The organism is Achromobacter sp. 2789STDY5608621, assembly GCF_001299375.1.
Classification (GTDB): Bacteria; Pseudomonadota; Gammaproteobacteria; order Burkholderiales; family Burkholderiaceae_B; genus Achromobacter; species Achromobacter insuavis.
The window spans coordinates 118,079-130,626 of record NZ_CYTU01000003.1 but is presented as its reverse complement, the minus strand read 5'-3'; the positions used below and the strand labels follow the sequence as shown (position 1 = coordinate 130,626).

General features: G+C 71.1%; 13 protein-coding genes. 6 read left to right on the top strand and 7 right to left on the bottom strand.

Features of this window, described 5'->3' with window-relative positions; all coding sequences use genetic code 11:
* Positions 1 to 462: sigma-70 family RNA polymerase sigma factor (locus tag AOZ53_RS04760; RefSeq protein ID WP_054487203.1), on the bottom strand; the 462-nt coding region annotated here is incomplete at its 3' end.
* Positions 463 to 620: 158 nt separating this feature from the next.
* Positions 621 to 1,043: a hypothetical protein gene (locus tag AOZ53_RS04755; protein ID WP_054487202.1), complete on the bottom strand. Its 423-nt coding sequence runs from the start codon at positions 1,041 to 1,043 to the stop codon at positions 621 to 623.
* Between the two features lie 166 nt (positions 1,044 to 1,209).
* Between AOZ53_RS04755 and AOZ53_RS04750 the strand changes: the two genes are divergently transcribed.
* The 6 genes from AOZ53_RS04750 to AOZ53_RS04725 all read left to right on the top strand — a co-directional run bounded on the left by AOZ53_RS04750 (position 1,210) and on the right by AOZ53_RS04725 (position 6,048).
* Positions 1,210 to 2,190 carry a Bug family tripartite tricarboxylate transporter substrate binding protein gene (locus AOZ53_RS04750; protein WP_054429772.1) on the top strand — a complete coding sequence of 327 codons (981 nt, stop codon included), beginning with the start codon at positions 1,210 to 1,212 and terminating at the stop codon, positions 2,188 to 2,190.
* 64 nt (positions 2,191 to 2,254) lie between these two features.
* Positions 2,255 to 3,211, top strand: coding sequence for a tripartite tricarboxylate transporter substrate binding protein (locus tag AOZ53_RS04745; protein WP_082385514.1), 957 nt, complete (start codon positions 2,255 to 2,257; stop codon positions 3,209 to 3,211).
* 19 nt (positions 3,212 to 3,230) lie between these two features.
* On the top strand, positions 3,231 to 3,875 hold the full coding sequence (locus AOZ53_RS04740; RefSeq protein ID WP_054429770.1) for a flavin reductase family protein: 645 nt from the start codon (positions 3,231 to 3,233) through the stop codon (positions 3,873 to 3,875).
* Between the two features lie 37 nt (positions 3,876 to 3,912).
* A complete protein-coding gene (locus AOZ53_RS04735; RefSeq protein WP_054487200.1) occupies positions 3,913 to 4,527 on the top strand; it encodes a glutathione S-transferase family protein in 615 nt (204 codons plus the stop codon).
* A 13-nt stretch (positions 4,528 to 4,540) separates the two neighbouring features.
* Positions 4,541 to 5,155 carry a carboxymuconolactone decarboxylase family protein gene (locus AOZ53_RS04730; RefSeq protein WP_054487198.1) on the top strand — a complete coding sequence of 205 codons (615 nt, stop codon included), beginning with the start codon at positions 4,541 to 4,543 and terminating at the stop codon, positions 5,153 to 5,155.
* Positions 5,152 to 6,048: an amidohydrolase family protein gene (locus AOZ53_RS04725; protein ID WP_054487039.1), complete on the top strand. Its 897-nt coding sequence runs from the start codon at positions 5,152 to 5,154 to the stop codon at positions 6,046 to 6,048. The genes AOZ53_RS04730 and AOZ53_RS04725 overlap by 4 nt, the downstream gene beginning before the upstream one ends.
* 13 nt (positions 6,049 to 6,061) lie before the next feature.
* On the opposite strand, the gene AOZ53_RS04720 is transcribed toward AOZ53_RS04725, so the two are convergent.
* The 5 genes from AOZ53_RS04720 to AOZ53_RS04700 all read right to left on the bottom strand — a co-directional run bounded on the left by AOZ53_RS04720 (position 6,062) and on the right by AOZ53_RS04700 (position 12,546).
* Entirely contained in the window at positions 6,062 to 7,024 is a 963-nt protein-coding gene (locus AOZ53_RS04720; RefSeq protein ID WP_049073298.1) for a LysR family transcriptional regulator, read from the bottom strand.
* Between the two features lie 63 nt (positions 7,025 to 7,087).
* Positions 7,088 to 8,059 (bottom strand): tripartite tricarboxylate transporter substrate binding protein, encoded by a 972-nt coding sequence (locus AOZ53_RS04715; RefSeq protein ID WP_054478069.1) that lies wholly within the window; start codon positions 8,057 to 8,059, stop codon positions 7,088 to 7,090.
* Positions 8,060 to 8,103: 44 nt separating this feature from the next.
* Positions 8,104 to 10,434 (bottom strand): acyl-CoA dehydrogenase, encoded by a 2,331-nt coding sequence (locus tag AOZ53_RS04710; protein ID WP_082385512.1) that lies wholly within the window; start codon positions 10,432 to 10,434, stop codon positions 8,104 to 8,106.
* Positions 10,431 to 11,654 (bottom strand): CaiB/BaiF CoA transferase family protein, encoded by a 1,224-nt coding sequence (locus AOZ53_RS04705; protein WP_054487037.1) that lies wholly within the window; start codon positions 11,652 to 11,654, stop codon positions 10,431 to 10,433. Before AOZ53_RS04705 ends, AOZ53_RS04710 begins: the two co-directional genes overlap by 4 nt.
* Positions 11,655 to 11,748: 94 nt before the next feature.
* Positions 11,749 to 12,546 (bottom strand): enoyl-CoA hydratase/isomerase family protein, encoded by a 798-nt coding sequence (locus tag AOZ53_RS04700; RefSeq protein WP_156333254.1) that lies wholly within the window; start codon positions 12,544 to 12,546, stop codon positions 11,749 to 11,751.
* Positions 12,547 to 12,548: the final 2 nt, after the last annotated feature.

Here is a 12,548-nt window from a genome sequence, read left to right as displayed (position 1 = left end):
CGCCGCTTTGGCGATATGGCGTTGCACCGTGGCCAGCGACAGCTTCAGCTCGGCGGCGATGTCGGCCTGCTTCATGCCGTCCAGTTGCGACAGCAGGAACGCCTTCACCACCGGCGCCGGCAGGGTGTCGAGGCGGCGATCCAGTTCGACCAGGGTCTCGATCAGGATGGCGCGGCTTTCGGGGCTGGGCGTCGTCTGCTCGGGCAGGGCGGCCAGCGTCGCCAGATAGGCTTCCTCGATGCGCCGCCGCCGCATGAAATTGGACAGCACCCCCTGCGCCACCGTGGTCAGCAGCGCGCGCGGCTCGCGCACCAGCGGCGGCTCGTCGCGGGCGATCAGGCGGATGAAGGTGTCGTGCGCCAGGTCGGCCGCGTCGAACGAATTGCCCAGCCGCCGGCGCAGCCAGCCCTTGAGCCAGCTGTGATGGTCGACATAGAGCATCTCGATGCTGGGCGGGGGCATGGTCGTTCCAATCGGGGGCGGGGCGCGCGTGAACGGGCAGCCCGGATAATGAGAATGATCCGCAATTCTATAACTAGGGAAAGCGGCCCCGCAAGGCGAGGGGCGCGCGTCCCTTGTCTGCTTTCAGGCATCCCTCGCCCGCCTTTATGGCGCCACGGTCATTCCTGCGCGCGCCACGACTTGCGCCGCCGCGCCCGCGGCTTGGGGACCACGCCGATGCGAGGGTCGCGCGCCAACGCCAACTCCACCAGCCGGGTCGCGACGCTTTCGAAGGCCTCGTCGGTCTGCGGCAGATACAGCCACTTGCCCAGCACCGGATGCGGCAGCAGGCTAGGCAGCTCGGCCAGCAGCGCCGCATGGCGGTCCTGCGAGGAACACACCAGCACGCCGCTGAAGGGTTCCTCGCGGTCGGCCACCACCAGGTACAAGGCGCCGTCCAGGTAGGCGGCGTCGCAGCCGAACATCTTGCGATGCAGGTAGCCGGCGTCGCGCTCGATGGGGTCGAGGATCCACAGCAGCGAATTGACGCGGGCGGCGCGGCGCCGGGCGGGGGGCTGGAACGGGTCGGGGCGGCGGGACATGGCGAAGGCGTGATGCGTGAACACGGGGGCTGGGTCAGACGATAGCCGATCCTCGGGACGGCCGCCCCGCGTCCGCACAAAGCAGATATGCGATCCCGCGCATAGCGCCGCCGCCGGCCCGCGCCTACCATGCTGCAAACACAAAAACCCCCAGGGTGGAGACAGCATGAGAATGGCAAGTGCGCTGACCGCGGTCAGCCTGTGGCTCGGTGCGGGCCTGATATCGGCGGCCGTGGCGGCCGGGGCCTATCCCGACCGGCCGGTCAAACTGATCGTGCCGTTCCCGGCCGGCGGGGCCACCGACCTGATGGCGCGCTCGCTGGCGCAGGGCCTGGGCGAAAAGCTCGGCCAGACCGTCGTGGTGGAGAACCGCGGCGGGGCCGGCGGCGCGATTGGCGCCGAGGCCGTGGCCACCGCCGCGCCCGACGGCTACACGCTGCTGTACTCGACCATGGGCGTGCTGACCATCAACCCGTCGCTGTACCCCAAGCTGCGCTACGACCCGCAGCGCAGCTTCGCGCCGGTGTCGCTGACCAACCTGACTTCCAATCTGCTGGTGGTCAACCCCGCGCTGAAGGTCGATTCGGTGGCCGCGCTGGCCGAACTGGCGCGGCAGCGGCCGGGCGAGCTGACCTTCAGCTCCTCGGGCAACGGCACCACCAGCCACCTGGCGGGCGAGATGTTCAAGACGGCGGCGCATGCCGACATCCGCCACATTCCCTACAAGGGCACCTCGGGCGCCATCAACGACTTCCTGGCCGGCCGCATCTCGATGATGATCGACACCTCGTCCAACTTCATCGAGCAGGTCAGGCAGGGCAAGGTGCGGGCGCTGGCCGTGACCAGCCGCCAGCGGCTGGCGGCGCTGCCCGATGTGCCATCGATGTCGGAGACGCCGGGGTTCGAGGACTACGAGGTCAGCCTGTGGTCCGGCGTGCTGGCGCCGGCGGGCACGCCGCGCGCGATCATCGATCGGCTGAACGCCGATATCGAGGCGGTGATGACCGCGCCGCAGATGGTCGAGCGCATGGCCGGCTACGGCATCCAGACCACCCACAGCACGCCCGAAGCCTTCGCCGAACGCATCCGCGTCGATACGGCGAAATGGGCGCGCATCATCGAACAGTCCGGCGCGCGCGCCGATTGAGGCCACGGCCCGGCTCGCGGCCCGCCCGGCGGCCGGGCCCCTGGAAGGAAATCCCATGCGATTGATGCTTCGATCCCTGTTGGCGACGGTGGCCCTGTCCGTCGGCGCCGCGTCCGCGGCGGCGGCCTATCCCGACCGACCCCTCATCCTGGTCAATCCCTATGCCGCCGGCGGCCCCGCCGACGTGGTGGCGCGCAGCCTGGCGCGGGCGCTGGAAAAGCGCCTGGGCCAGCCGGTGGTGGTGGAGAACAAGGCCGGCGGCGGCGCCTCCATCGGCACCGGCTTCGTGGCGCGCGCCAAGCCGGACGGCTACACGCTGCTGCTGGGCACCTCGGCCGGCCATGTGGTCACGCCGCTGATGCAGAAGACCGCGTACGACGGCGTCAAGGGCTTCGCCTTCTGCTCGGTGGTGGCGGTGCAGCCCATCATGCTGGTGGTCAATCCGTCGCGCGGCATCCGCTCGGTGGCCGAGCTGATCGCCCGCGCCAAGGCCGAACCCGGCAAGTGGAGCTACGGCTCGGCCGGCGTGGGCGGCGCCACGCACCTGGGCGCCGAGCTGTTCCAGCAGGTCGCCGGGGTGCAGCTGAACCACATTCCCTATGCCGGCGCCTCGCCCGCCATCAACGACGTGGTCGGCGGCCAGACCGACCTGGCCATGCTGAACCTGTCGGCCAGCCTGCCGTTCATCCGCCAGGGGCGCCTGCTGGCGCTGGCCTATGCGTCGGACAAGCGCTCGCCGCTGCTGCCGGACGTGCCGACGCTGGCCGAGGCCGGCGTGGCGGGCGCGGACGCGGCCACCTGGTACAGCCTGGCGGCGCCGGCCGGCACGCCCGCCGACATCGTGCGCACGCTGAGCGACACCGTCCGGGCCGTGAACGACGATCCCGACTACCGCCGCGTCATGCGGGAGCAGGCGATAGAGTTGATGGCGTTGTCGCCACAGGAAGCGGACGCCTACGTCGCCAAGGACCAGGCCGACATGCGCCGGCTACTCGGCGCGCTGGGGCTGCTGGCCAAATGAGGACGCGAGGAACGCATCCATGAATTTCGATTTCAGCCAACTGAGCACCACCAATGCCTTCAAGCTGCTCTCCAGCGTGGTGGTGCCGCGCCCCATCGCCTGGGTGGTGAGCCAGTCGGCGCAGGGGCAACGCAACGCCGCGCCGTTCTCGTTCTTCAACGTGGTCAGCAGCGATCCGCCGATCGTGGCGCTGGGCATCGGCCCGCGCGGCGGGCAGTTGAAGGACACCTCGCGCAACATCCTGGAGACCGGCGAGTTCGTCATCAACCTGGTGTCGGCCGAACTGGCCGCGCAGATGAACCACACCAGCCTGGACTACGTGGCCGACGTCGATGAGCTGACGCGCGCCGGGCTGGCGACCGAGCCCTCGCTGGTGGTCGCGCCGCCGCGCATCGCGCTCAGCCCGGCGGCGCTGGAATGCCGCGTGTGGCAGGTGCTGGACGCCGCGCCGCAGCGCGTCATCGTGCTGGCGCGGGTGGTGGCGCTGTACCTGCGCGACGACGCGCTGCTGGACGCGCAGCGCTTCCATGTGGACACCCCCGCGCTGCGCCTACTGGGCCGCATGCACGGCGCCGGCTGGTACGCGCACACCAGCGACCTGTTCCAGATGCGCGCGCCGGACGCCGCCAACGATCCGGCGGTGCGGCCCGCGCAGGGCCATTGAACCGCATCACGATATCGAATCTCCTGGGAGCCTCTTGATGAAACTGCATTGGTCGCCGCGCTCGCCCTTCGTGCGCAAGGTGATGATCGTTCTGTACGAAGCCGGCATTGCCGACCGCGTGACGCTGGTGCGCACGCCAGTCGCCATGGACAAGCCCAACTTCGACCTGGTGGCCGACAACCCGCTGATCAAGCTGCCGACGCTGGTGCTGGACGACGGCACGCCGGTCTACGACTCGCGCGTCATCTGCGCCTATCTGGACGGCCTGGCCGGCGCCGGCCTGCTGCCGGCGGACCCGGCCGCGCGCCTGCTGGCCGAGCGCCGCCAGGCGCTGGGCGACGGTTTCCTGGACGCGCTGCTGCTGTACCGGCAGGAACGCAACAAGCCGGTCGAGAAGCAGACCCAGGCCTGGCTCGACGCCTTCGCGCTGAAGACCGGCGCCGTGCTGGCCGTGCTGGAAGCCGAGGCGCCGGCCCTGCGCGCCAGCCGCTTCGACCTGGGCCTGATTGCCATCGGTTGCGCGTTGTCGTATCTGGACTATCGTTTCCCGGACCTGGCCTGGCGCGATGGCCATCCGGCGCTGGCCGCCTGGCACCAGGACTTCAGCGCGCGGCCCTCGGTAGCGCGCAGCCAACCCGACGAAACGCCTTGAGCGAAGGACGATGATGAGCCGCATTCCCCTGCCCACGCCCGACAGCATGAGCGACGACCAGAAGCGCGTCTACGAGCGCATCGTCTCCGGTCCGCGCGGCCGGCTGGTCGGCCCCTTGCGCGCCGCGCTGCACAACCCCGAGCTGGCCGAGCGCTGGCAGGCGCTGGGCGCCTTGCTGCGCTTTGGCACCAGCCTGCCGCCGCGCGTCAGCGAGCTGGCCATCGTGGTCACCGCGCGGCGGTGGAACAGCCAGATCGAATGGCACATCCACGCCCAGGCCGCCCGCGCCGCCGGCATTGCGGACGCGGTGCTGGACGCCATCCAGGCGCGGCGCGAGCCGGCCTTCGACAACCGCGACGACGAGATCGTCTACGCCTACGCCCGCCAGCTGCAGGAGACCGGCCAGGTCGAGCCCGCCCTGTATGCCGAGGCGGTGCAGCGCTGGGCCGCCGTCGGCGTGGTCGAGCTGACCGCCGTCATCGGCTACTACACCATGGTGTCGATGACGCTGAACGCGCACGAGATCCCGATGCCGGACGACGCGCCCGCGCCGCTGGACCTGCCGCAACAGGACGGCCATCCGGCGCTGAGCCGGCTGGCGCCGCTGGCCGGGGAGGGCCAGGCATGACCGCCGCCCGCGCCTACGTGCCCGACCGCGTCGAGACGCCGCGCATGCCTGCCGCGCCCGTGCAGCCCCTGCCGCCGCGGGCCTGCGACACGCACTGCCACGTGTTCGGCCCCTACGACCGCTTCCCGCTCTGGCACCCGTCGTCCTATGCCGCGCCCGACGCGCCGGCGACGCGTTATCTGCGCATGCTGGACACCCTGGGCGCCGCGCGCGGCGTGCTGGTGCAGCCGGCGCCCTACGGCACACACCCCGATGCCTTGCTGGACGCGCTGGCGCAAGGCGGCGATCGCCTGCGCGGCATCGCGGTGGCCGACCCGTCGGTCAGCGATGCGCAACTGCAAGCCCTGTATGACGGCGGCGTGCGCGGACTGCGCTTCGTCGAGGCGCGCGACCCCGCCGGCAACCTGTTTCCGGGCAGCGTGGGGTTCGACCAGGTCGCCGCGCTGGCCCCGCGCATGAAACACCACGGCCTGCACGCGCAGCTGTGGGCGCCTTGCGATACCTATCTGCGCCACCTGCCGGCGCTGGCGAAGCTGGACCTGCCGCTGGTGATCGACCACCTGGGCAGCCTGGTCCCGGCGCGTGGCGACCAGGACCCGGCGTTCCAGCTGCTGCGCGGCCTGCTGGCCGACGGCCGCCTGTGGATGAAGCTGACGCTGTGCCGCGTCGGCAGCGCGCCGGACTACGAGAATGCGCGCTTCATTCACGACGCCTTCGTCGCCGCCAACCCCGACCAGGTGCTGTGGGGCTCGGACTGGCCGTTCGTGCGCATGGGCGAGTCGGCGCCGTCCGCCGACGCCCTGGTGGCGGTGGCGCAGCGCTGGCTGGGCGATGACGCCATGCGCCGCAAGGTCTGGGTCGACAATCCCGCGCGGCTCTACGGCTTCGATTGAAGCGCCGGCCCCGTCAGGGGCTGGCGTGCCACACGCCTTCGCCGCCGATCTCGCGCACCAGGCTCTGGATCTGCGCGGCCACTTCGGTGACGGTGCGGCCCGGCCCCTTGGCGCGGGCGAACGCCATCGAGATGATGCGGCCCATGGCCGGATCGCGCAGCGCGGCGATGCCCAGGCGGCCTTCCTGCACCTCCTGCCAGACCGCGTGCAGCGGCAGCACCGTGTACATGTGTTCGTGCTCGACGATGGACTTCATCAGCGGCAGCGAATCGGCCTCGATCAGCGGCGCGATGCTGATCTTGCGCGCCCGCGCCAGCCCGTCCAGCGCATTGCGCAGGCCGTTGGGCGCGCCGGGCAGGATGAAGGGCAGGCCGTCCAGCTGTTCGAACGCGACCTCGCCGCCGCGCGTCAGCGGGTCGCCCGCCGCGCCCACCAGGTACGAATCGACCGAGGCCAGCGCCTGTTCGCCCGGCGGGCACTTGTCGCCGTAGCGGTACAGGATGGCGATATCGACGCGGCTGTCGGTCAGCCATTCCTCGATCTGGCCGCTGGAGCCTTCCAGGATCTTCAGGTGCACCTTGGGAAATTGCTTGCGCAGCCGCGAGAACAGCCGCCGGATCAGCGGGTGCGCGGTGGACGGCAGCAGCCCCAGCGTGACCTCGCCGGCCGGCTCGCGCGCCTCGCCGTTCAGCTCCAGTTCCAGCCGCTCGGCGTCGCCCAGCAGCGTGCGCACCAGCGGAAACAGGCGCTCGCCCACTTCCGACAGGTGCACGCCGCGCCCGGTGCGGTTGAACAGCCGCGCGTTGCACTCGCGTTCCAGCGCGTTGATGCGGCGGCTCAGCACCGACTGGTCCTGGTCCAGATAGAGGGCGGCGCGCGAGATGCTGCCCAGTTCCGCGATCGCCAGGAAGGCCCGCCACTTGTGCAGGTCGGCGGTGACGTCCAGGCTCAGGCCCGTGGCTTTGGCAGGCGGCATGATCGATAAGGCGGCAACGAAAGAGACGGCATAAGGGTACGGCAAAAGCGGGCCGGCATGGGACTATTCCAGCCCCAGCTTGCCGCGCCGGATCACCTCGCCCCATTTCTTCGACTCGGCCTGCATCAGCGCCTGGTAGGCCTCGGGCGTGGTGGCCGTGGGGATGGCGCCCTGGTCGATCATCTTCTGCCGCAGGGCCGGCTCGGCCAGGGTCTGGGCGATGGCCTGCGACATCTTCTGCACGATCTCCGGCGGCGTCCCGGTCGGGGCGATGATGCCGTAGTTCGATTCCACGATCACACCGGGAAAACCCGCTTCCTGGGTGGTCGGCACGTCCGGCAGGCCCTCGAAGCGCGTCGGGCTGGCCACCGCCAGCGTGCGCAGCTTGCCGGCCTTGATGAAGCCCAGCACCGCCGAGGCGTCGCCCGGGAACATCTGCACCTCGTTGGACAGCAGCGCCGTGACCGCGGGCGAGGCGCCCTTGTACGGCACGTGCATGATGTCGATGCCGGTCTGCTGCTTGAGCAGCTCGCCGCCCAGGTGCGGCGTGGTGACGTTGCCGGCCGAGCCATAGTTGTACTTGCCGGGCTGGCGCTTGGCGCTGGCGACGAAATCGGCCAGCGTGGCGTCGGGCAGGGACGGGTTGACCACCAGCACCAGCGGAATGCGCGCCACCAGCGACACGTACTGGATCTTGGAGACGTCGTACGGCACCTTCATGACGTGCGGCAGGCCGGTGATGGCGCCGGGCACGCCGAAGCCGAAGGTGTTGCCGTCGGGCGTGGCGCGCACCGTGGCGTCCACGCCGATGGTGCCGCTGGCGCCGGCCTTGTTCTCGATCACGATGGTCTGGCCCAGCCGCTGGCCCAGCGCCGGCGCCAGCAGTCGCGCCAGGTTGTCGACCGAGCCGCCGGGCGGGTAGGGCACGATCAGCCGGATCGGCTGGCTCGGCCAGGGCGCGGCGGCGTGGCCCGGGGCGGCAAAGGCGGCGCCCAGCAGCAGGGCGGCCGCCGTCAGTGCGGTAGCGTGTTTCATCTGTCTCTCTCCTGTGGCGCCGGCTCGCGGCCGGCGCGTCGTTGTCATGCGCCTTCCAGCCCCAACTGCTTGGCGTAGATATTGCGCTGGATCTCGTTGGTGCCGCTGAAAATGGTTGCCGCCAGCGCGTTGACGTACGGCGCCAGCGCATGCACCTGGCCGTTGCCATAGCCCAGGCGCATCGCCGCGCCGCCGTATTCCTCGGCGATCTGGATCAGCAGGGCGCCCAGCCGCTCGTGCGTCTCGGTGGCCCAGACCTTCAGCAGCGACAGCTCGGGCGGCAGCGGCCGGCCGGCCTTGGCCAGCTCGGCGAAGACGCTGTACATCGCGGTCAGGTCGGCCGCGTCCAGCCGCAGCTCGGCCAGCCGGTCGGCGAACGCCGGGTCGGCCAGCAGGCCGCGCTGGCGCGCGATGCTGAAGATCTGCTGCAGGGCATGGTTGGCGTGCTTGGGGCTGCCGCTGAACAGGCGCTCGAAGCCCAGCAGCGCCTTGGCGATGCCCCAGCCGGCGTTCAGCTCGCCCACCAGGTTGGCGCGCGGCACGCGCACCTGGTCGAAGAACACCTCGCAGAATTCCTCGTGGCCCGAGAGCGTGCGGATGGGGCGGCGGCTCACGCCCGGGCTGGCCAGGTCCACCAGCAGGAAGCTGATGCCGGCCTGCTTCTTGACCGTCTTGTCGGTGCGCACCAGCATGAACATGTGGGTCGCGTCCTGCGCCAGCGTCGACCAGGTTTTTTGGCCGCTCACGATCAGGTCGTCGCCGTCCACCAGCGCTTCGCAGCGCAGCGAGGCCAGGTCCGAGCCGGCGTTCGGCTCCGAATAGCCCTGCGCCCACACCGCCTCGCCCGACAGGATGCCCGGCAGGAAACGGGCGCGCTGTTCCTCGGTGCCGTGGCGGATCAGGATCGGCCCCAGCATCACCAGCCCCTGGTCGGGCGCGCGCGCCACGCCGTGGCGCTCGGCCTCTTCGATGAAGGCGATCTGGCGCGCCGGCGACAGCGCCATGCCGCCGTGCTCGCGCGGCCACGACGGCGCGATCCAGCCCTGGCGCGCCAGCGTGAAATACCAGTCCTTGATCTCGTCCCAGTGCAGCCGCCACGGCACGTGGCGCAGGTGCTCGGGATAATGGGCGCGGAAGAAGCCGCGCGCCAGCCGGCGGAAATCGGCTTCCGGCATGCCGTTCCAGTCGGCCTCGCGCGGAAAGTCCGTGATGGGCGCGGCGTCGTCGTCATCGGCGCCGGGCGCGGGCAGCGCCGCCAGCGCGCCGTAGCGCTGGCGATGGGCGGCGGCATTGCCCAGCCAGGCCGCCAGGTGCAGCGCGCTGCGGAAATACAGGCTGACGTCGCATTCCTCGGTGTAGCCGATGGCGCCGTGCAGCTGGATCGCCAGCCGCGCCGCCTCCAGGCCGGCGCGCGCGGCGCGGGCCTTGGCGCGGCTGGCCACCGTCTTGCGCAGGGTGGCGTCGCCCGGCCGCGCGGCCAGCGCATCGAGCGCGTCCAGCAGGCTGTTGGCCGCCAGCTCGACCTGCATGGCGGCATCCACCAGCCGGTGCTGCAGGGCCTGGAACGACGCCAGCGGCCGGCCGAACTGCTGGCGCGTGTTCAGGTAGGCCACCGAATCGGCCAGCGCCTGCCGCGCCACCCCCACCAGTTCCGCCGACTGCATCAGGCGGCCCAGGTCCAGCGCCTCGTCGACCGCGTCCAGCACGCCGTCGCGCGCCAGCAGCGCGTCCGCCGGCACCACGGCCGACTCGATCGCCAGGTGGCAGGCGGCGCCGCCGTCGGCGCGCGCGTGGACCTGCGCGGTCACGCCCGGCGTGCCGGCCGCGACGAAGAAGAGGGCGGTGCCGCGCTCGCCATCGGCCGTGACCAGCCAGCCATCGACGCCGGCCCCCGGCACCACGTGGCGCTTCTCGCCATTGAGCACATACGCGCCCTCGCGTTCGATCACGCTGACGCCGAAGGCCGTGGCGGCCTCGCCGGCCTCCAGCTGGCCCTCGGTTTCCTGCCAGGCCAGCCCGAGCAGCGTTTCGCCGCCGCACACGGCCTGCAACAGCGCGTCGCGCCGCGCAGCATCGACCGGCTCGATCCGCGCCAGCAGCGCCGCCGGCAGCACGCCGGCGCCGACCAGCGGCTCCAGCAGCTGCGCGCGGCCGGCTTCCTCCAGCACCGCCGCCATCGCCCGCCAGCCCAGGCCCAGGCCGCCCAGCGTCTCGGGCACGCTCATGCCGAGCCAGCCGACCTCGGCGATCTCGCGCCAATAGTCGCGGTCCGGCGGCGTCTCGGCGCGCTTGCGCTGGCGCTGGTCGCGCCGTTGCAGGAAGTCGCGCGCGCTGTCGCGGATCTCTTCGATCAGGTCATGGTCCACGCCGCTCATACGATGCCCTCCGCCTGCAGCCGGGCGATCTCGTCATCGGACAGCCCCAGTTCGGCGCGCAGGATCTCGGCCGTGTGCTCGCCCAGCAGGGGCGGCGGCAGGCCGCCCGCGATCGGCGTGCCGGAAAAATGGATCGGGTTGCGGATGACCGGCAGGGCGCCCAATTGCGGATGCTCGACGCTGCCCAGCATCTCGCGGTGGCGCACCTGCGGGTCCTCGAACACCTGGTCCATGGTGTAGATGGGCCCGCAAGGCACGTTGGCCGCCGCCAGCGCCTGATTCCAGTCCTGCACGCTGCGGGCGCGCAGCGCCGGCTCGATCAGCCGCGACAGCGCCGGCTGCGCGGCGGCGCGCTTGGGGTTGGTATCGAAGCGCGCATCGCGCCCCAGCTCGGGTAGCCCGATCACCTCGCAGAAGGCGCGGAACTGCGAGTCGTTGCCCACCGCCACCATCAGGTGGCCGTCCCGGCATTCGAAGGCGCGGAACGGCGCGGTGATCTGCGAGGCCGAACCCATGCGCGCCGGCAACTGGCCGCTGGCCAGATAGTTCATGCCGATGTGCGACAGCGCTGCGATCTGCGCGTCCAGCAGCGCCAGGTCGATGTGCTGGCCCGCGCCCGACACCTGGTCGCGGTGCCGCAGCGCCGCCAGGATGGCGCATACCGCATAGAAGCCCGCCGTCAGGTCCGACACCGAGTAGCCCGCCTTGACCGGCCCCGCGCCCGGCTCGCCGTCGGGCACGCCGGTCACGCTCATCAGCCCGCTCATGGACTGGAAGATCGGGTCATAGCCCGGCAGATGGCTGTACGGCCCGCTCTGGCCGAAGCCGGTGATCGAGCAATACACCAGGCGCGGATTGACCGCCGCCAGCGCGGCATAGTCCAGCCCGTAGCGGCGCAGGTCGCCGGCCTTGAAGTTCTCGATGACGATGTCCGCCTGCCGCGCCAGCCGCCGCACCAGCGCCTGGCCCTCGGGCCGCGAGATGTCGATGGTCAGCGACTTCTTGCCCCGGTTCATGGCCACGAACGACGAGGTCTGCGGGCTTGGCGCGCCATCGCGGCCGGGCAGCGGATAGCCCTGGTGGCGCACGTCGTCGCCGCGCCCGGGGCGCTCGACCTTGATCACGTCGGCGCCGAAGTCGGCCAGCATCTGCGCCGCCCACGGTCCCGAAAACACCCGGCTCAGGTCCAGTACCTTCACGCCGTCCAACGCGCTCGTCATGTCGTCTCCTTGGTATTTTTGCGAAGTGTAGGCAGCGCCGGGCCTTGCACCTACGGCGCCGCCGCAATAGCTGTTATGCGTGGGGTCCGTGCCGCTAACGGCCCTGGAACACCGGCGCGCGCTTTTCCAGGAAGGCGCGGCGCGCCTCCATGGCGTCCTCGGTCCTGGCGATGGCCGCGGTCATGTCCTGCTCGTAGCGATAGCCGTCGCGCAGGCTCATGTCCTCGATGGCGTTGAGCGTCTGCTTGGCCAGCATGGTCGCCAGCGGGCTCTTGGCGGCCAGCTCGCGCGCCAGTTCCAGCGCGCGCGGCATCAGCGCGTCCGCCGGCAGCGCTTCCTCGACCACGCCGAGCCGGTACAGCTCGTTGCCGTCCACCCGCAGCCCGGTCAGCATCATGCGCCGCAGCCGCGAATGGCCGAACAGCCGCATGCCATGGCGGCCGCCGCCCAGCAGCCCGACGTTGATCTCCGGCAGGCCCACCACCGCGTCGGACGCCGCCAGCAGGATGTCGCACGAAGCCACGATCGCCAGCCCCGCGCCCAGCGCCGCGCCGTTGATGGCGCCCACCACCGGCTTGGCGCATTCGCGGATCGCATGGAAGCACTCGCGCGTGCGGCGCGAATGCTGCGGCAGGTCGCCCGGCCCCTTGATGGTGGCGGCGCGGTTCTTCAGGTCGGCGCCGGCGCAGAAGGTCTTGCCCTGGCCCGACAGCACCACCGCCCGCACCTCGGGCGTCTCGGAAATGCGGTCCAGCACCCACGACAGCTCGTTCATCATCTCGGTGCTGAGCGCGTTGACGGGGGGATTGGCCAGCAGGATGGTGGCGACGCCGCCGTCGAGGCTGACGTCCAGCGCGGTGTAGGGCCCGGCCAGGTTTTCCGGCATGGTCATGG

Bases quoted from the DNA above. Each gene is read 5' to 3' on its own strand.
- AOZ53_RS04755 (WP_054487202.1), bottom strand. From the start codon at position 1,043: ATGTCCCGCCGCCCCGACCCGTTCCAGCCCCCCGCCCGGCGCCGCGCC.
- AOZ53_RS04750 (WP_054429772.1), top strand. From the start codon at position 1,210: ATGAGAATGGCAAGTGCGCTGACCGCGGTCAGCCTGTGGCTCGGTGCG.
- AOZ53_RS04745 (WP_082385514.1), top strand. From the start codon at position 2,255: ATGCTTCGATCCCTGTTGGCGACGGTGGCCCTGTCCGTCGGCGCCGCG.
- AOZ53_RS04740 (WP_054429770.1), top strand. From the start codon at position 3,231: ATGAATTTCGATTTCAGCCAACTGAGCACCACCAATGCCTTCAAGCTG.
- AOZ53_RS04735 (WP_054487200.1), top strand. From the start codon at position 3,913: ATGAAACTGCATTGGTCGCCGCGCTCGCCCTTCGTGCGCAAGGTGATG.
- AOZ53_RS04730 (WP_054487198.1), top strand. From the start codon at position 4,541: ATGAGCCGCATTCCCCTGCCCACGCCCGACAGCATGAGCGACGACCAG.
- AOZ53_RS04725 (WP_054487039.1), top strand. From the start codon at position 5,152: ATGACCGCCGCCCGCGCCTACGTGCCCGACCGCGTCGAGACGCCGCGC.
- AOZ53_RS04720 (WP_049073298.1), bottom strand. From the start codon at position 7,024: ATGCCGCCTGCCAAAGCCACGGGCCTGAGCCTGGACGTCACCGCCGAC.
- AOZ53_RS04715 (WP_054478069.1), bottom strand. From the start codon at position 8,059: ATGAAACACGCTACCGCACTGACGGCGGCCGCCCTGCTGCTGGGCGCC.
- AOZ53_RS04710 (WP_082385512.1), bottom strand. From the start codon at position 10,434: ATGAGCGGCGTGGACCATGACCTGATCGAAGAGATCCGCGACAGCGCG.
- AOZ53_RS04705 (WP_054487037.1), bottom strand. From the start codon at position 11,654: ATGACGAGCGCGTTGGACGGCGTGAAGGTACTGGACCTGAGCCGGGTG.
- AOZ53_RS04700 (WP_156333254.1), bottom strand. From the start codon at position 12,546: ATGACCATGCCGGAAAACCTGGCCGGGCCCTACACCGCGCTGGACGTC.